We start from the raw sequence: 17,098 nt of genomic DNA on the forward strand, positions 1-17,098 counted from the left end.
TCGCGGAAAACTGTTTCTTGAAAGGCATTTATTCTGTAGGCAGGCGTTTTACTCAGTACCGGATAATAAGCAGAAAAAAGGCAAATGTTAAAAACTGAATATCTGTCAACGATATGTATTTCATAGCCTTCACACTCTTGATCTATACTATCTCCCTCTTTTTGTCACAAATCAGAAAAATCATGGAACGCTTTCTCGAAAACATTATGTACACCTCTCGCTGGCTACTTGCGCCTGTTTATTTCGGTCTATCATTCGCGTTATTGGCCCTTGCAATTAAGTTCTTTCAAGAAATCTTGCATATCTTGCCCCATATCTTTTCCACCACAGAATCTGATCTGATCCTGACTTTGCTTTCTCTGATTGATATGGCATTAGTTGGAGGGTTGTTGGTGATGGTCATGTTTTCTGGTTATGAAAACTTTGTTTCAACGCTGGATATTCACGAAAATAGGGAGAAGTTGAGCTGGCTGGGAAAAGTGGATGCTACTACACTCAAAAATAAAGTCGCAGCCTCAATTGTTGCCATTTCCTCCATTCATCTTCTTCGCGTTTTTATGGATGCCAAAAACGTACCTGACAATAAACTAATGTGGTATGTCCTTATCCATCTCACCTTCGTTTTGTCTGCATTTGTGATGGGATATCTTGATAAACTTACGCGCCACTCTCACTAAGTTATCAAGCAAACCCACACGATTTTGCCGCAAAATTGCCGCGATATCTCCACAACTTCCCGCAATGCCAGTTTAATTCAACCGGCTGGCATTACGGGCCTTTCCGCTTTGATGATTCCCGTTCCACGGTTTCCAACAATGATTCAATACATCTGTCGACAACCATTTCAACCACATCACTTCTTGTTGTTTCAAGCCGATAAGCCAGACTGTCAATTTTCCTGATCACAGACATGCGCAAGGACAGGGAAACCGGCTTTTTCTTCTCTTTGTCGAGGAAAACGTGGCTGGTAGTGTCTTCCGATTTTAAGTTGAGGTGCTGGGCAAGGAGTTCTTCTATCCTGCGCACATCTTTCTTGGTTAGCATACCTTTATCAACTAACTGATAGGTGTTCCCGGTTTTGCTAAACCGGATATCAGCACAATATAAATCTCTCAACTCACGCAAAGCCCGTGTTAATGTCGGTTCGGAACAGTCGAGATCTCTGATGATCTTGACTTTGCTGACAGGTTTGCCGTGTGAAAGTAATAAAGTTAATTTAAAATTTCTGAATTGTTTGGGACTGAGCAGCATTTTCTTTTTACCAAGTAAGGGGGAAATTCCCCCCAACTCTCTATTTTTAACCACGAAGATAGTTTCCAGAATAACTTTTATAACCAGCAAATCAATATTAAAACTGATCCAAAACCTTACAATTCGCTTAACCAACCTCAGGTTTTATGCTGATTTCCGGCTTTACGCCATAATATTCTGCCCGCTCAAGAATATTCACCGCCCAACGTTGATGCGTGGCGGGTTCACACATGGTGCCCTGTGATTTGAACACGGCCTGCCGCGAGTTGAGAATACTTTGTGCATCAGCATAATCTATGGCATTAACCATCAACGCATTCTGAATACATTCAATTTGTTTTGGGTGTATTGCTGTTTTTCCCACCAATCCGTGGGCAATATCCAATGAAAGTTCTTTCTCAAGCAGTTTCAAATCATCAATATGCTCACAAACTGGTGCGGTCAGGGCGAAATCCCGCCGTGAAAAAACCGTTACCAACATTTTAATAGCATAACCCATCGGCCCGTCATAGAGGGTAAACTCACGAGGTCGCCGCAGGGATATCACATTCATCAGATCATTACCGCCGATACGCAGGGCAATAATACGATCCCTGAAAGGACTCTCTTTGAGCGTGTCCGCAAGCTCATTCATCCGCTGAACATCAAAAACCTCTTCCGTTTCCAGCGTTGGCATCACACACAGGTGGGTGGTTTTAATCAATTCCCACCACGACGGCAAAGAAGCCTGAGTAAATTTGGGCAAAACCAGCCCATCAATGACATTGAGGTGAATATTGGTAAGTAAATACTTCGCCATCGCCTCATTTCGCGGGCGGATAAAAATCAGAGGACAGGCGTGTTTGATACCAAAAGGCATGCCATGAGAAAACGCGCTATCAAAACAAACTCTCCCTGCTTCCGCCAATGTTTGCAGAATATCATTGAGGTTTTCAAGGGCAGCCGGGAGATCCCGTTCACTGACCGCATCTTCCAGACAAATCACCAAAGAGCGCAGATCAGGGATCTTATTCTGCAAGATAATCTCGGCGATGTCCTGCCGGGTCGCCGGCATATACAGTGTTGCACCGAGCTGGTATGGAGAAGGAATCAATTTCATCAAGCGACCTTCTTAATGATAGTCACAGCACGATATTGACCTATCAAATCACCCACTTCTTTGATGACAATATTTTTCTGGCTGGCTAAATGAACCAGTAGCGCAACATCAGGATCATCTTTAGAACGGACAAACACATGTTCAGGCACTCGTCGCAATACCGCGCGGGTGGCTTCAGCAATACCGGGCTTAATGCGGTTGATGCTATCAACCTGATATTTTTCGGCCAGAGCAGAAATCACCGTTTTACTCAATTGCAGAAGATGTTGCGTGCCCAGAGGATGCCAATTGGCTTCCGGGATCGTATTCATGTCCAACTGCTCACAGCAACTGGCCACGGTATCCACCAACAAACGGCTGCATTCAAACGCGGACAAGTGATCGCATTTTACACAACCATGCAGGCCTCCTTCACGCCAGATTGAACGCGATATCAAACCCGAGACAGGCGCTCCCATAATGCCGAAAGGGATCAGCCAGTCATCATCACTGGCGGACAACCATGAACAGCCGCAGGGATCGGCCAATACAACCAGGCGAGGCGTATCTGGATACCCTTGCCGGCCAGCCAGAGAGCGTGTTAATTCCGCTGTGATTGCCCCCTTTCCTGTCCAGCCATCCACAAACACAATCCCATCGGTGCCGTGTTGCTGCTCAATATACGATAACGCGGTGTTGTCGATGCCACGATCGCGGATGATACTGATGCCATAATGATAAGAGCACCTGCCCATTTTCCTGAGCATCTGATGAAGCATCACCCCCAACGGGACACCTGCCCTGACCAGGCTGACCAACACAATGGGCTTATCACCAAAACGTGACACCAAGGCCTTGGCAAGCATGATAACCTCTGTTGCCAGACGGACCGCGCCTTGTTTAAGCGCCTTATCAAACAACTCGAGATGGTAAGATGTTGGCTCTGGTTCCTGACTCAGCATCTCCGAATAATGACGTTTGCCTGACTGGATCAACTGCTCTTTGACATCAACCGCAGTCATCTCTATTTGGACAGGCTTCAGCAAAAATTGAACATCATCAACGGCATAACTCCCGGAAAAAGGAGGAAAGCTATTCATCATTTACAGCTCCGATCATTCTTTTCAGTTCCAAATAAGGCTGTTGTTAGTGCATCAGTAAACTGACTGCGCTGAGGCATACCAAACCAAGCGCACTGCTGCATAAAACGATAATCACTCAGGCTATCCCCCAAGCCAATCACCGGAAAAACCCCTCTCTTATTGCGCAGCATCTGCAAAAGATGACGGGTTGCCAGCCCCTTATCCACACATTTGGGCAATATAGTGAGATTGTTATTGTTTTTGTGAAAGTAAAAATTTTTATGGAAATAAAAGTCATCTTCCTGAATCAAAACATCCAGTAGGCCATCAAGTTCCTGCGACCGAGCCGGATTGCGATGCTTAATGATCACAAAAACAGGCGCATTGTCATATTCGTAATCGATACGCACCCAGGCATCAATGCCCTGCGATGCGATCAAACGCCGGATAGCATGTGCCAGCGCTTGCAATTTATCCCGATAAGGCTGCAATGCCGATAACATATGGGATTGCCATTGTGCATCAATAGAACCTTCCGGTGTAATAAGCACCGCACCATGGGCAACAATGCGCCAGGAATTGAAAGGAAGGCACACCCGGCTGAACTGTTCTGTATTTCTGGCAGTAACAGGGATCACTTCCGCATGGGCCAACAGCCAACCAATCAGCATGGATTGTTCTTCCGTCATATGGCTGTGAGGCGCACCTTTCCGATCCAACGCCCCTACACCAAAAGACAATACATCTGACATCACACCCATTCTATTTCTCATTTTTCGGCGTGATTGAAACAATGTGTCATCCAGATCAGTCAAAAAAACAGGCTTAATCATAAGAAACAAGTTCAACTATGGGGGATACCTGAGACAACTGTGTCATTAGCTCCGGGTCCACCGACATTTTTGGCGTTTCAAGGCACAGCAATATGCGATCAAATTTCTGGTGAGCGACATTGTAGAGAAAGTTCGGAATACCAAGCCCATAATTATCCGTAAACGCCATCGCAGATTGGATCGCATAACCACAAGAAATCGGAGAACGGGTTGTCGAGCCGAACATAACGGTTGCCCCTTCCTGCTCGAGTCGCTCAGCAAGCAGAAATGGCTGCCAGACAAATTCCCCCGACCCCAATACAAGTACTTTTTCCGTTTTTCTGGCGTGAATATGCGTTCCGATATCACATTGAATATCATCCAGCCCCAGGCGCCCCCAATTTTGCTGACCAATAATACGGACCTCTCCCTGAGCGGTCACATTAACCTGAGGCATCACAGGAACAGGGGCAGAACTATCAACTTCCCACTGCCAACTTCCTTCACTCAGAGAAACATCGGAAACCGGCAATGGGCTGCGTTTTGCAACCGCCTTATTACTCCAGTCCGTCAGCGTCACCGTCACAATATGTTCAATATGCTTAAGCCCTGCATTGCGCAATGCTTCCAGCAAATTGAGAAAGGTATTGCCGGTAGTGGCTTCATCATCAACCAGCACTAAAGTCCGGGCGTTAATCACGCGCTGTTTTAACCGGTTTTCCATAGGCCAATAAATTAAATGATCTGTCGCATGGCTATGGTTTTCCTTAAACTCACACAATAAATCACCCTCAACCGGATGGCGGGTCGAAGTCAGAAAAACAGGCTGATTGACCTTGCCTCGGGTTTCCTGAAATACGCCAGCGGCCATTCCCACTGCGGTTTCTGCCATACCGATATACAGAACAGGACCCGGAAGATTATCCGGAAACCGTTCTGATAACTGCTGGTAAACCGAACGCATGTTTGACGGGCTGACAGGAATATGGCGCCCCAGTACTTTACTCACAAATAAAAATGCTCGTTTGGGATTGCGCCGTTCCGCGATATCAAACAACGATTCCAGGGGAATACCGCCACGGGATGTAGTCACCGTCAACGTCCCGCTATTCAATTTCCGTTGATAGATCTGAGTGTCATTCAATGTTGTCATGATGTGAACCTTTTAAAAAATGTCAGGCTATTTGGATGACTTATTTTTTTGAATAACTGCTTGTTTGGAATAGCTGAACAATTTGGATACCGCCCCTTTGGACACCTGAAAAAAAGGTATTTATGCTTCTATCCGTCAAATTTAGCGATTCATTCAAAAACAATTGTTAAACAGTTATTCAGAAACAATTGAGATAAAGATATTGTCACTCATAGTACATTTATCATCAGGTTATCATTCAGCGAAATATGCATCGCAGTCTAGGATTGAGAACAAGCAGTTGTCAATCATAATATGATCTTTTATCGCAAATTTTATTTGACTTTTTTACATAGAAAAGAAATCATACAAAGCGAAGTCAGACTGTTCCCTATCATGCAGTAAAAAACAAGGCATGCTGTTTATGGGAATCATAATATGACAGATTATCACCCTATTTATTTGTCATATTATGATTTTTTAATACGTGAAATTACCGTAATTCACCGACAAACATAATAGAGGTGTCATTAATGGTTTCATTAAACAAAAATCAGTCAGTTTCACTCGCCAAGCAGAGTGCTTCACTGGCTAAGGTTGATTTTGGTTTGGGATGGGACCCCATAACCAAGAAAAAAGGCTTTCTGGCGAGTTTATTCGGCGGTGGCAATGATGAGATAGATCTGGATGCAAGCTGCATTCTTCTTGATAAATCAGGCAATACCATTGATATCGTCTGGTTCCGCCAGCTGAGATCCAAATGCGGTTCCATCCTGCATACTGGTGATAACCTGACTGGTGAAGGTGATGGTGATGATGAAGTCATCCGCGTTGATCTGATTAAACTTCCGGTCAATGTTGAATACCTTGCGTTTACCGTCAACAGTTTCCGCGGTCAAACATTCAATGATGTTGAAAATGCGTTCTGTCGTGTCGTTGACCAGAGCGGCAAAGAATTGGCTCGCTATCAACTGAATGAACAAGGTTCCCATACCGGCATCATTATCTCTTCCCTGCGCCGCAATAGCGGTCAATGGGATTTCACTGCACATGGAGTTCCCTGCCGAGGACGAATCATCGAGGATATGTATCCTGAGATCGTTGAGACAGTGGTGAATGCATGAAACTGACTCCGGGGGGCAATGCCCCCGTTGCTAACCAGATGCTCACCGTGCGGGTTCTGTCAGGCACCGATGTTGATGTATCCGCTTTTCGCCTGTATGCCAACGGTAAAGTCAAAGGCGATCCGGACATGGTGTTTTATGGCCAGCCCGTCAATAATGACAATACCATCCGTCTGGCAGGCGGCAGTATCAATACCTCATTTTTCGTCAACCTGCCGGCATTGAGTCAGGATGTCCAGAAAGTGGCGTTTACCGCAACCTGCGACGGAAACCAGACCATTGCCAACCTGCGTAACCTTTCCATTCAGGTTGAACTGAACAGTAATGTGCTCCTGCAAGGCAATGTTGAAATTCAGGGGCGTTCAGAAGCCGCCCTCATCCTCGGCGAGCTGTACCGTCGCAATGGGGAATGGAAATTCCGCTTTATTGCCCAAGGTTTTAACGGTGGCCTCAAACCACTGGCAGAGCATTTTGGTGTTGATATCATTGATGATGCCCCGACACAGCCCTCTCCCGCACCGGCCGCGGCTCCGGCCAGCGTGAATCTGAGCAAGGTTTCCCTGACCAAAGAAAAACCGGCTATCAGCCTGAGCAAACGGGATAACTACGGCAAAATCCGTGTCAATCTTAACTGGAATCAGACATCCTCCTCAAAAGGCGTATTACAGAGCATGTTTGGTTCAAACAAAGGCGTCGATTTGGATCTGGGTGCATTCGTCCGGTTACGTGATGGAACGCGCGATGTGATACAGGCATTAGGAAACAGTTTCGGCGATTATCGCAACGAACCCTATGTAGAATTGCAGGGTGATGATCGTACAGGCAGTGTACAGGATGGTGAATGGCTCCACATCAACGGCCTTGAATGGAAATCTATCAGTGAAGTTCTGATTTACGCCTTTATTTATGAAGGCGTGCCCAGTTGGGATAAGACTGACGGTGTGGCCACAATCTATGTTCCTGAGCAACCCCCCATTGAAACACGCATGACAGAAGGCCAGAACAACAAAGGCATGTGTGCCATTGCCCGCCTTGTCAATGAAAATGGTGCCATCAAAGTCGAACGCATCAACCAATATTTCAAGGGGCATAAAGATATGGACAGGGCATTTGGCTGGGGCTTTAGCTGGACATCCGGCAGCAAATAACATCTGAGTTTTTACGCATTTTTTTATCTAAACGGAGGGACTCATGTCCTTTTTCAACAAAATCAAATCTGCATTCAACACGGGCCGTGAAGAGCTGGTCAATCAGGTTGGCCGTTTCAAGAACCGGAAATTCATGGAAGGAACTGTCGCGGTATGCGCCCATGTTGCCATGGCAAGCAACAGTGTCAGTTCAGAAGAAAAACAGAAAATGATTGGGTTCATCAAAAATTCCCCTGAACTCAACGTATTCGATACCAACGAGATTATTGAATTCTTTAACAAACTGGTCAGCAGCTATGAGTTTGATGCTGATATTGGTAAAGGTGAGGCCATGAAATTCATTATGGCCCTGAAACAACAGCCGGAAGCGGCACAGCTTGCTTTGCGTGTTGGTATTGCCGTCGCCAAAAGCGATGGTGACTTTGACAACGCCGAGAAAAATGCTGCCCGTGAAATTTGTATAGCCCTTGGCTTTACACCGGCTGATTTTGAACTGTAATCGCAGATAATTTAAGAGGCTTACTTCATGGAATCCACGCACATTGGTTTTCCGATGGAAACCGTAGTTGTATTTATTATTCTGTCGGTTGGTGCGCTCTTTATCGACCTCTTTATGCATCGTCATGATAAGCCGATTTCGCTGCGCAGCGCCGCTCTTTGGTCTATTTTCTGGGTCGCGATTGCCTTTGTTTTCGCAGGCTTCCTGTATGTTCATCACGGCGCAGAAACCGCCAGCCTGTTTGTCACGGGCTACGCATTGGAAAAAGTCCTTTCTGTCGATAACCTGTTTGTTATCATGGCGATTTTTTCCTGGTTCGCTGTTCCGGATCGCTATCGCCACCGAGTCCTGTACTGGGGAATTATCGGGGCCATTGTCTTCCGTGGTATTTTCGTTGCCATCGGGACAAGCTTACTGTCGCTTGGGCCATGGGTTGAAATTGTATTCGCGGTTATTGTTGGCTGGACAGCGGTGATGATGCTGAAAAGTGGTGATGACGACGACGAGATTGAAGACTATTCACAACATCTGGCCTACCGTCTGGTAAAACGCTTCTTCCCAATCTGGCCGAAGCTTCGCGGTCATGATTTTTTGCTGAATCAGAAAGAAGTGGACGCAGAGCTGGCTAAGCCAGAAAACGCCGATGTGAAAGTGGGTCGGACAGGTAAAGCTGCTCTTTATGCGACGCCACTGATGCTGTGTTTGGCCGTGGTTGAGCTTTCCGATGTGATGTTTGCCTTTGACTCTGTTCCTGCGGTTATTGCTGTCAGCCGGGAACCGTTGATTGTTTACAGCGCCATGATGTTCGCTATCCTGGGCCTGAGAACACTCTACTTTGTGCTTGAAGCCTTGAAGAAATATTTGGTGCATTTGGAAAAAGCAGTGATTGTCCTGCTGTTCTTCATTGCGGCCAAATTGGGCCTGAACGCTTCTGAGCACATATTCCATCACGGTTACTCAATTTCAGCGACAACCAGTCTGCTTGTGGTGGTTAGCGTACTGATGGTCGGTATTTTTGCCAGCCTGCTCTTCCCACAAAAAGACAACGAAAACTAGATCCAATAAGTTAAATCTATAACAATCTGTACCCGATAAATTTCAGATTGCAGCCAACAACCAACAACGCTACGGTTTGAAAAATAAAAGGTATCAATGTAATAAATGAGGAAATAACAATGGGTGTATCTCTTTCTAAAGGCGGTAACGTTTCTCTGAGTAAAGAAGCGCCAAGCATGAAAAACGTCCTGATCGGTCTCGGTTGGGATGCCCGCGCCACTGACGGTCAGGATTTTGACCTTGACGCTTCTGCTTTCCTGTTAGCAGCAAACGGTAAAGTTCGCGGTGATGCAGACTTCATTTTCTACAACAATCTGAAATCCGCTGATGGTTCCATCATGCACACTGGCGACAACCGTACCGGTGAAGGGGATGGCGATGATGAATCACTGAAAATCAAACTGGATCAAGTTCCTGCTGATATCGACAAAGTCATCTTCGTGGTCACTATCCATGATGCACAAGCTCGTAACCAGAACTTCGGTCAGGTTTCCGGTGCCTTCATTCGTTTGGTTAACGACGATACTCAAACTGAAGTGGCTCGTTATGACCTGAGCGAAGACGCATCGACTGAAACCGCAATGCTGTTCGGTGAACTGTATCGCCACAATTCAGAATGGAAATTCCGTGCGGTAGGCCAAGGCTATGCGGGTGGCCTGGCATCTGTATGTGCACAATATGGTATCAATGCTGCTTAATTTGAATATTGAGCAATAAAATCAGTGTGACCGTGTTTAGCATAACCATGTTTAGCGTTTAGCATAACAATGCATTGGGCACACTGAGATCAAAGCCCTGCCAGGTGAAATCAGCAGGGCTTTTTTATTTTCTAAAACAATCATTTTCTGACTCATTAGTTAACATTTAGAATTAAACTGTTAACTGAAACAATTTATGCTTTCTTTAATTAAATCTATTTAAAATTTTACAAAGATTATTTTCAACTTGATATTGAACCAAGTTATTTTTAGATTTAATGGCATAATAACAAAATATTTCCCCCTCCCCTCTGATTGTTTTTATGAATATTGTCGATAATATTTTTCTCTTTTAATAAATAGCTTGATTATTTTCCCTGGCATTTAAAATAAAATACTTCAGCAATAATGATTGCAATGATTCAGTCTATCGTAGTTAACAGTTTGTCATTGAATGTGACACTTTTTCTTTTTCCTCTGCCTCGCCAAATGCCATCAAAGCGACCTGCATTACTCGCAGTATATCTGACAGTGTGGCGAATATTGCGATGACCTAAATAATCCTGAATTAATCGCGTATCAACGCCATTATCTGCCAACGCATAACCACACGAATGACGCAACATATGTGGGTTAGCACAAATCGCAATTTCTGCCTTGATACTTGTATTCCTGATGATTTTATAGAATTGTTGGCGGGATAAAGGCTCTCCCGTGCGAGAAATAAATAGCCATTCGCTTTTACCGAATTTCTCTAATTTTTTACGTATACTCAGCCACTTACGCAATAACTGAATTTCCCGCGAAACCATGGGATGGATAGTGGAAAAACCATTTTTCAAACGATTGACGCTCAAACTGCGATCGAGCAGGTCAACATCGGATAAACGTAGCCCCAAGAGTTCAGAAACCCGAAAACCATGGATAAATCCCATGAAAAGCATACAGATATTGCGCTCTGCATTAGCACCTTTTTCTAACTCAGCTAATAGCTGCTCAATTTCAGAATGAGTTAAATATTTACGTTTTAGCATAATGTATGACTCTCTGGGGTAGTGGATTATATCCATCGTTTTTCAAGTTGCAGTTTTGTTGGCTGCAATTTGAAATCCATGGGATATATCGCTTATTTTATTAAACGTATTCACGAAATATAATATTCCATTATTAATTATATTTTTGATAAATGAACCATTATCTGTTCTGTCAAAAGACAGCTTCCTTAAAAAGATAATCTTCATCCTATTTATCATGTACCTAGGAAAAATTATCTAATTATTTTTATAACACCCCCCTTTAAAGTCACCTTATTATATAGATACAAAAAGACCATCAATAATAAAAAAACCATAAACCAAAATTATTAATCATATGATCCAATAACATTCAAAAAAGAGAAGTTACTTATTCTCACTTCATTATTTCTTACCAATTACATTATTTCTTACCAATTACATTATTTCTTACCAATTAGAAGTGGAAACACATTAGATGGGAAAAAAATGACAATTATATGACAGATTTATTTCATAAATATGACAGATGAACTTACCAATCAGAACAAATCAATATTTTTTGCTATTTTTATGTCTACTCCCATATATCCTGAATAAACAATCCATTTCATCTTTCAAATAAAACCGACCTGCATTCATCAATAAATAATATCAGTAAAGAATTTTAAAATATGCCATGTTATAAATTCATATATTTAAATGATGGTCAGTTTTATTTACCTTCATCTATCTTATATGAAGTTCATTCATCAAGTGGTGATGAGTTCGAATTTCGACAAAACAGCTGTGGTGGATAAATATCCAGTTGTTTTTTTGCGATTCACTTCTCAAAGAGCAACATTGTCGATGGCATGTCAGCCAACTAAACGTTAGGGTAGGCATCGAATTATCCCATGAATGCGATACCGACAAAAAACACATATGAATTCACGGTGCAGTGCGGACGAAGTGCTGATAAAGTATCGCGGTATATCCCAATAACACAAGGAACGTACAAATGAGCCTTCATGTTTCATTCCGCCATGCTGAAATTGATATTCCAGAGTTGATACTCAATGGTAGTGCACTCAGCGATGCTGGATTTACCGCAAATGAGTTATTCCATATCTCACAATTCTCTAATGGGCTCATTATTTCCCTTGTTGAACCCGATGTAGATCTGGTCAGTTTGATTAATGAAGTGGAAGATAATCCTTACGAAGGGATCGATAGCATTCGTGAAAATGGTGAACTTTATATCGCAGGAGATTGGCTGACAATCAGCAAATTAATCGAACAACCTATTAATATTGAAATTGAACACGGAAAAATTATCCTTACACCAAAGTTAATGGAAATGTTAGCTTAAAACAGCCATCAATATCCGGTTGCATCACTTCAGGCTGGCTGGTGACTTAATATGACGACGGTCCGGTAAAAACGCGGGCGCCTTAAAATCAGTCATTGATAAAATCACAATAACTCATTCATCAGCCGGAAAATGTTGAGAATAATTCCGGCTTGTATTCCTGTCGTCTTTCAAGTTGCAGCTTTATCGGCTGCATCTTGAAATCCATCGTATCTATCCCTTCAAGAAAGAGTGTATATAGCTTCCGTTACTTTATTCATCTTATGGTGGCATTGTGATTAGCAAGCCCGGTGGTTATCCATGTACATTGTCACTTTGCCAATACCACAAGCCTCCGTCATCATTATCGCTTTTTGCATCACGCTATATTTCTATTCGTGATGTCTATTCGTGATGTCCATTCGTGATGTCATTTTTTCTCACCAAAACCATGAGCACGCACCAATTGACTCATTGATTTTAAATCAGCCATTAAGTCATCAACATTATTGCTCAGCAGATCCTGATGCATTTCACTGAATGCCAATTCCATCTCTTGCAAACTCTGGATAGTCATCAATCTGGCTTCCTGAAATTGAGAGCCGCTGACCTGATGTTGTTTCAAAAGTGCCAAGGATTCCAGTGCATTTTTAATCATCGGCAAATAGCGATTCAAAAACGCCGTGCCTTGTTGGACATCTCGCTCATCTTCTTTCATGCAGGCAATGATAGCGCGGGTTTTTTCTTCTATATTGTTCAGGTGAGGCCATATATCTCTCGGAACAACGGATTGATAGGCCATGATAGCAGCCAGCCCCTGATAATATTCACCAAAAGCATCTGAGGTGGCCTCCTGGTTATCCGGCACCTGAACGGTTTCGGCTTCAACTCTGTTTTTACCCGGCTCTTCACATGACTTTTCGGTTACCGTTTTTGCTTTTTGTTTTTCCTCGCCGGCTTCAATACGTTCACTCCCTCCCAGCAAGAGCACTGCGATGATATAGGTAATGCAGAACCACATCGGGAAAGGTTTTAAATCATAGGCCAATAAGGAAATGATATAGATACTCAATATCACCAATAGCAGGAAGCGCCCTTTTGCCATTTTCCGTTTGCTGATTGCCTTAATCAATAACATGGCAAAACCCGCCAGTGGTATAAATACTGCCAACAAATCGGCAATCCAGCACAAAATCACTAACAATATGATGACAAAAGACTGTATGAAAGTTGAGCACCTTTCATGCCGGGGAGCAAAAAGCGCTACCATCCCCCCATAGTTGGCAAAAAATATCAGTACTTCAACAACCTGAGCATGATGGCTTCCCCAGGGCGCCCATTCTTGGCTCATCATCAGAGATAAAACAATCGCACTGGTAAATAACCCAATGCCATGAATTAATAGACGCCAAAAAAATGCTTTTATCTGTTCCACAATACAATTTATTCCTTACAGATAACACAATGAGCACACTCCCCAAAAAGAGTATGCTCATATGTGATGGTATAGATTCAATTTATTGGTATTTTGATACTGCGGCGCTTAAACGCTGACGCAGATTCTCTTCCATCCCGGCCAATTCCACTTCAACCTGAGCACGTCTGGTTTTCGCATCAGAGGCAATGCGCATGGTTTCTTCAATCGTATTGACCAGACGGTTCTGTACATCGCGCAGTGTTTCAGCATCGATGATAGAACGCTCAACTTCGATTGCGGTTGCAATACTGTTTTGCTGCAAAATTTCTGCGTTTCTGCGCAGTAATTCGTTCGTGGTATCGCTGACTTCTTTTTGCAATCTTGCTGCCTTGCCCTGTGCTTCCAGTGATAATTGCAGTACCAACTGACTTTTCCAGATAGGCAATGTCGTCATGATGCTGCTCTGGATTTTTTCAGCGAGCTGCTGGTTATTGCTCTGCACAATACGAATTTGGGGAGCAGTTTGGACCGCCACCATTTTTGACAGTTCCAGATCATGAATGCGGCGTTCAAAACGGGTAATATTTTCCACCAGATCCTTCACACTCTGGGCATCCATCATGTCCTTGGTAGCTTCAGCTTTCATGCTCAGCTCTGGCAACATTTCATTTTTTACCTGCTCCAGCTTTTGCTTACCCGCTTCAACATACAATGCGATATCACGGTAAAAACCAAGATTTCGCACATAAAGCTGTTCCAGTATATTGATGTCACGTACCAGATTGGTCATAGCACGATCAAGGTGAGAACTGATGGTATCCACCTGTTGTGTCAGCGTTTTTCTGTCGATGACCGCCCTTTCCGCTTTTTTGAAAAAGCCACCGATTAACGGCAGGCTCCGTAAAAAGCTGCTCGTTTTTTCTTCATCATTCTGCACACCGTTTTCACGCACGAACATCACGAGATCTGACAGCTTTTTACCCACCTCTCCTGCTTCTTTGGAACGCACATTTTCCAACAGGGAATCTGCAAAACGGGCAATTTCTCCCATAGGTTTAGCGCCATAGCTAATCACTGCCGTTGGTTGGAAAATATCAATTTTCTCGACCAACGCATTCACTTTTTCTTGATCAACTCGTTCAGCCAATTGTGTTGCACCTGTCTGACGCTCAAATGTGGGGATAGGCATTGATTCCGTATTCATGGAGTAGTCCTGTTGTGAAATTAATTAACGATATGACGAATAACAAATATTATACGATTTTAGTTATTTGTTTAAAGCATATCAGAACGCATTAAAATAAGTTCACCGTGAAGTCAGGCTGTTGGTTAGTTTTCTTGCTTTTCATCAAAATAAAAATCCAAAACAACAAAAACTCAAAGATATAAATTCACCATATGTGAAATTTGTAATCATATCATTCGATACTATACTCCAAACTGCAAGAGTAGATTTCTGGTTTAAGTATTCTAATCAGAGGATAAATATGATGAAAAACTTGAAGTTATCAGTTGCAGCATTACTGGTGTTGTTTTCAAGTGCAGCACTTGCAGTGCCTGCGGTATCCACCTCAGCTGAGCCTGTCTCAAAAACCGTGACGGCAGTAAAACATGATGTTGAGGCAGCAAAAAACAAAGTCAGCTCAGCGAAAAAGAAAGTCACCAAAAAAGCAAGTGTGAAAAAAGTATCAAAGCATAAAAATAAGTCTGCCAAAAAAGGGGCCAACACGGCTCTTTGTAAAGACGGGACTTACAGCAAAAGTAAATCCCGCAAAGGAGCCTGTTCTCGCCACGGTGGTGTCTCTAAATGGCTGTAACGCATATTTAATGACTCATTATGTGCAATTAGGGGGCTTTGGCTCCCTAATTTTTTGCCTATGAATCGCGTTCTTGAATAGAATGTAATAATATAAGGAACCAACGACAACGTATTCTTATTAAGAAAATTTTAACAGGGAAAATAAAGAATAATTCACTGCCTAACCAGAAAAAGCTGGAGTAATAATGCGATTTACAGATGACCCTAAAATAAGAAAATCCATCATTAAGCTATTTACCTATACCGAACAAATTATCCTGCTCAAGAGTTTTTTGTTAGTCAAAAACGAAACCAGAGATAATTTCACCCATTGGATAAAAGGCGTTGCCTATGAATTTATTGATTCGATAAAAAATGTCACTATATTCTTGATTACAGCAATAGTTTGTAGTTTATTTTATCCACCTCAACCTAAAATTTATGCCTTTATCGCCAATTACGCTTTTTTTATCTACCTTTCTTTTTCCCTTTTGGCAATTTTAAATAAAGCGAGACTCATTGGCTGTGGGTATATCGTCGGTTTAAAATTCTTTTTATTTTGCATTGGTAACAAAATATTTTTCAAACCAAAGTCAAAAAATAAAGCATACCCACCAATCAATATGAATCATATTAAGGTTTATATCGAAAAAGATGAAAAAAGAAGGCGCCTTGTCACAACAACCTTTACATTTAAAGAACAATTGGCACTGTTACGTTCTTTTTCACTCAGACGAGAAGAGACTCAGGGTGATTTTCTGACTTGGCTTGATAAAAATGCAAGTGAATCCATCTCTAGGCTTAGAGTTTTTTTCAATTATTTTCATACTATTTATTATTTCCATAATACAACAACCTGAAGCTTGGCATATTCTACTGATTTTATACTTTATCATTCTGCTGCCAATGATAATATTAATGGGAATATTACTATCAGCACATATCATCTTTTGCAATTTTATCACAAGCTCAAAATTATTTTATTTTTACTATAAGAAAAGATATCACTGAAATAATAAGCTATATTTCGCGATGGGCCACAGAGTGTGGATGGAACAATTTTTAGATGCATTCATGTTGCCCTCTCAAGAGAGCAAACCTTACTTTTCACCTTTCATTTCCAAATCAATAATATTTGTTATTTTGTTTACTTCTCACCTCAAAACCCGTTAAATTAATTTATATCTAAAATATCACTTTACGAAAATCTTTCTAAAGACATACAAAAAAATCAGTCACCTGAAATAAAAAATAATTTATTTATATCATTCAGTTAATTGAGAAAAGGAAAGAATGATATCGATAAAATGTTCTATTTTTAGAAAAATAACCATATAAACAAATATACATTACAAAAATCAATGTATATGGATGTTGAACAAAAAAGAAAATGGCCTTGCCTTCACTTTAATAAAAACCAATAAAAACAGATGACTAAATGGAAATATTCAGTTTAAGACAAAAAAGCAAAACAAAAGAATGTTTCGTTTTACTATTAAGGCAGCCAGATAAAATCATAATAATACTTACATTTATTTACCATACAAAGTGAAAAATATAGATATTTGTCAGTAGGGTGCTAACATTCATTATAGAAATTCTTCTTATGAATTGTGAATAACAGTAGCTATCTATTATTTAGCCTGTTAATATTCGTATG

At 42.0% G+C, this 17,098-nt stretch carries 17 protein-coding genes; 9 read left to right on the plus strand and 8 right to left on the minus strand.

What is annotated here, in order from left to right; all coding sequences use genetic code 11:
• Positions 1 to 182: 182 nt before the first annotated feature.
• Positions 183 to 677, plus strand: coding sequence for a TIGR00645 family protein (locus Xsze_RS01540; RefSeq protein WP_038235091.1), 495 nt, complete (start codon positions 183 to 185; stop codon positions 675 to 677).
• A gap of 91 nt (positions 678 to 768) precedes the next feature.
• Here Xsze_RS01540 and Xsze_RS01545 read toward each other — a convergent pair whose 3' ends face one another.
• From Xsze_RS01545 to Xsze_RS01565, 5 genes are all read right to left on the minus strand, one after another.
• The gene (locus tag Xsze_RS01545) at positions 769 to 1,251 is read right to left on the minus strand and encodes a hypothetical protein (RefSeq protein WP_038235190.1); all 483 of its coding nucleotides are present in this window, start codon (positions 1,249 to 1,251) and stop codon (positions 769 to 771) included.
• A 127-nt stretch (positions 1,252 to 1,378) separates the two neighbouring features.
• Positions 1,379 to 2,350, minus strand: coding sequence for an HpcH/HpaI aldolase/citrate lyase family protein (locus tag Xsze_RS01550; RefSeq protein WP_038235093.1), 972 nt, complete (start codon positions 2,348 to 2,350; stop codon positions 1,379 to 1,381).
• Positions 2,350 to 3,429: a cysteine protease StiP family protein gene (locus Xsze_RS01555; protein WP_038235192.1), complete on the minus strand. Its 1,080-nt coding sequence runs from the start codon at positions 3,427 to 3,429 to the stop codon at positions 2,350 to 2,352. Before Xsze_RS01555 ends, Xsze_RS01550 begins: the two co-directional genes overlap by 1 nt.
• The gene (locus Xsze_RS01560) at positions 3,429 to 4,244 is read right to left on the minus strand and encodes an HAD family hydrolase (protein WP_038235096.1); all 816 of its coding nucleotides are present in this window, start codon (positions 4,242 to 4,244) and stop codon (positions 3,429 to 3,431) included. Before Xsze_RS01560 ends, Xsze_RS01555 begins: the two co-directional genes overlap by 1 nt.
• Entirely contained in the window at positions 4,237 to 5,379 is a 1,143-nt protein-coding gene (locus tag Xsze_RS01565) for a phosphoribosyltransferase domain-containing protein (RefSeq protein ID WP_408672848.1), read from the minus strand. Before Xsze_RS01565 ends, Xsze_RS01560 begins: the two co-directional genes overlap by 8 nt.
• A gap of 509 nt (positions 5,380 to 5,888) precedes the next feature.
• On the opposite strand from Xsze_RS01565, the gene Xsze_RS01570 reads away from it, so the two are divergent.
• The 5 genes from Xsze_RS01570 to Xsze_RS01590 all read left to right on the plus strand — a co-directional run bounded on the left by Xsze_RS01570 (position 5,889) and on the right by Xsze_RS01590 (position 9,880).
• Positions 5,889 to 6,479 (plus strand): TerD family protein, encoded by a 591-nt coding sequence (locus Xsze_RS01570; protein ID WP_038235099.1) that lies wholly within the window; start codon positions 5,889 to 5,891, stop codon positions 6,477 to 6,479.
• Positions 6,476 to 7,627: a TerD family protein gene (locus Xsze_RS01575; protein WP_038235102.1), complete on the plus strand. Its 1,152-nt coding sequence runs from the start codon at positions 6,476 to 6,478 to the stop codon at positions 7,625 to 7,627. Before Xsze_RS01570 ends, Xsze_RS01575 begins: the two co-directional genes overlap by 4 nt.
• A 43-nt stretch (positions 7,628 to 7,670) precedes the next feature.
• Positions 7,671 to 8,126, plus strand: a complete 456-nt coding sequence (locus Xsze_RS01580) for a tellurite resistance TerB family protein (protein ID WP_038235105.1) — start codon at positions 7,671 to 7,673, stop codon at positions 8,124 to 8,126.
• 27 nt (positions 8,127 to 8,153) lie between these two features.
• The gene (locus Xsze_RS01585) at positions 8,154 to 9,182 is read left to right on the plus strand and encodes a TerC/Alx family metal homeostasis membrane protein (RefSeq protein ID WP_038235107.1); all 1,029 of its coding nucleotides are present in this window, start codon (positions 8,154 to 8,156) and stop codon (positions 9,180 to 9,182) included.
• A 119-nt stretch (positions 9,183 to 9,301) separates the two neighbouring features.
• Positions 9,302 to 9,880: a TerD family protein gene (locus tag Xsze_RS01590; protein WP_038235111.1), complete on the plus strand. Its 579-nt coding sequence runs from the start codon at positions 9,302 to 9,304 to the stop codon at positions 9,878 to 9,880.
• Positions 9,881 to 10,302: 422 nt separating this feature from the next.
• Here the strand turns inward: Xsze_RS01590 and Xsze_RS01595 are convergent, their stop codons facing one another.
• A complete protein-coding gene (locus tag Xsze_RS01595; protein WP_038235114.1) occupies positions 10,303 to 10,914 on the minus strand; it encodes a tyrosine-type DNA invertase in 612 nt (203 codons plus the stop codon).
• 979 nt (positions 10,915 to 11,893) lie between these two features.
• Here Xsze_RS01595 and Xsze_RS01600 point away from each other — a divergent pair.
• On the plus strand, positions 11,894 to 12,244 hold the full coding sequence (locus tag Xsze_RS01600; protein ID WP_038235116.1) for a SymE family type I addiction module toxin: 351 nt from the start codon (positions 11,894 to 11,896) through the stop codon (positions 12,242 to 12,244).
• Positions 12,245 to 12,653: 409 nt separating this feature from the next.
• Here Xsze_RS01600 and Xsze_RS01605 read toward each other — a convergent pair whose 3' ends face one another.
• Both Xsze_RS01605 and Xsze_RS01610 read right to left on the minus strand, forming a co-directional pair.
• Positions 12,654 to 13,658, minus strand: coding sequence for a 5-bromo-4-chloroindolyl phosphate hydrolysis family protein (locus tag Xsze_RS01605; RefSeq protein WP_038235119.1), 1,005 nt, complete (start codon positions 13,656 to 13,658; stop codon positions 12,654 to 12,656).
• A gap of 82 nt (positions 13,659 to 13,740) precedes the next feature.
• On the minus strand, positions 13,741 to 14,844 hold the full coding sequence (locus tag Xsze_RS01610) for a toxic anion resistance protein (protein ID WP_038235121.1): 1,104 nt from the start codon (positions 14,842 to 14,844) through the stop codon (positions 13,741 to 13,743).
• A 121-nt stretch (positions 14,845 to 14,965) separates the two neighbouring features.
• Between Xsze_RS01610 and Xsze_RS01615 the strand changes: the two genes are divergently transcribed.
• Together Xsze_RS01615 and Xsze_RS01620 are read left to right on the plus strand one after the other, a co-directional pair.
• Positions 14,966 to 15,457, plus strand: a complete 492-nt coding sequence (locus Xsze_RS01615; RefSeq protein WP_244431750.1) for a DUF3761 domain-containing protein — start codon at positions 14,966 to 14,968, stop codon at positions 15,455 to 15,457.
• Positions 15,458 to 15,644: 187 nt separating this feature from the next.
• The gene (locus tag Xsze_RS01620; RefSeq protein WP_038235126.1) at positions 15,645 to 16,298 is read left to right on the plus strand and encodes a hypothetical protein; all 654 of its coding nucleotides are present in this window, start codon (positions 15,645 to 15,647) and stop codon (positions 16,296 to 16,298) included.
• Positions 16,299 to 17,098 lie beyond the last annotated feature (800 nt).

The sequence above is a fragment of the Xenorhabdus szentirmaii DSM 16338 genome (assembly GCF_002632585.1).
GTDB classification, from domain to species: Bacteria; Pseudomonadota; Gammaproteobacteria; order Enterobacterales; family Enterobacteriaceae; genus Xenorhabdus; species Xenorhabdus szentirmaii.

Excerpts from the sequence above, each read along its gene's own strand:
- Xsze_RS01540 (WP_038235091.1), top strand. The coding sequence starts at position 183 with ATGGAACGCTTTCTCGAAAACATTATGTACACCTCTCGCTGGCTACTT.
- Xsze_RS01545 (WP_038235190.1), bottom strand. The coding sequence starts at position 1,251 with ATGCTGCTCAGTCCCAAACAATTCAGAAATTTTAAATTAACTTTATTA.
- Xsze_RS01550 (WP_038235093.1), bottom strand. The coding sequence starts at position 2,350 with ATGAAATTGATTCCTTCTCCATACCAGCTCGGTGCAACACTGTATATG.
- Xsze_RS01555 (WP_038235192.1), bottom strand. The coding sequence starts at position 3,429 with ATGAATAGCTTTCCTCCTTTTTCCGGGAGTTATGCCGTTGATGATGTT.
- Xsze_RS01560 (WP_038235096.1), bottom strand. The coding sequence starts at position 4,244 with ATGATTAAGCCTGTTTTTTTGACTGATCTGGATGACACATTGTTTCAA.
- Xsze_RS01570 (WP_038235099.1), top strand. The coding sequence starts at position 5,889 with ATGGTTTCATTAAACAAAAATCAGTCAGTTTCACTCGCCAAGCAGAGT.
- Xsze_RS01575 (WP_038235102.1), top strand. The coding sequence starts at position 6,476 with ATGAAACTGACTCCGGGGGGCAATGCCCCCGTTGCTAACCAGATGCTC.
- Xsze_RS01580 (WP_038235105.1), top strand. The coding sequence starts at position 7,671 with ATGTCCTTTTTCAACAAAATCAAATCTGCATTCAACACGGGCCGTGAA.
- Xsze_RS01585 (WP_038235107.1), top strand. The coding sequence starts at position 8,154 with ATGGAATCCACGCACATTGGTTTTCCGATGGAAACCGTAGTTGTATTT.
- Xsze_RS01590 (WP_038235111.1), top strand. The coding sequence starts at position 9,302 with ATGGGTGTATCTCTTTCTAAAGGCGGTAACGTTTCTCTGAGTAAAGAA.
- Xsze_RS01595 (WP_038235114.1), bottom strand. The coding sequence starts at position 10,914 with ATGCTAAAACGTAAATATTTAACTCATTCTGAAATTGAGCAGCTATTA.
- Xsze_RS01600 (WP_038235116.1), top strand. The coding sequence starts at position 11,894 with ATGAGCCTTCATGTTTCATTCCGCCATGCTGAAATTGATATTCCAGAG.
- Xsze_RS01610 (WP_038235121.1), bottom strand. The coding sequence starts at position 14,844 with ATGAATACGGAATCAATGCCTATCCCCACATTTGAGCGTCAGACAGGT.
- Xsze_RS01620 (WP_038235126.1), top strand. The coding sequence starts at position 15,645 with ATGCGATTTACAGATGACCCTAAAATAAGAAAATCCATCATTAAGCTA.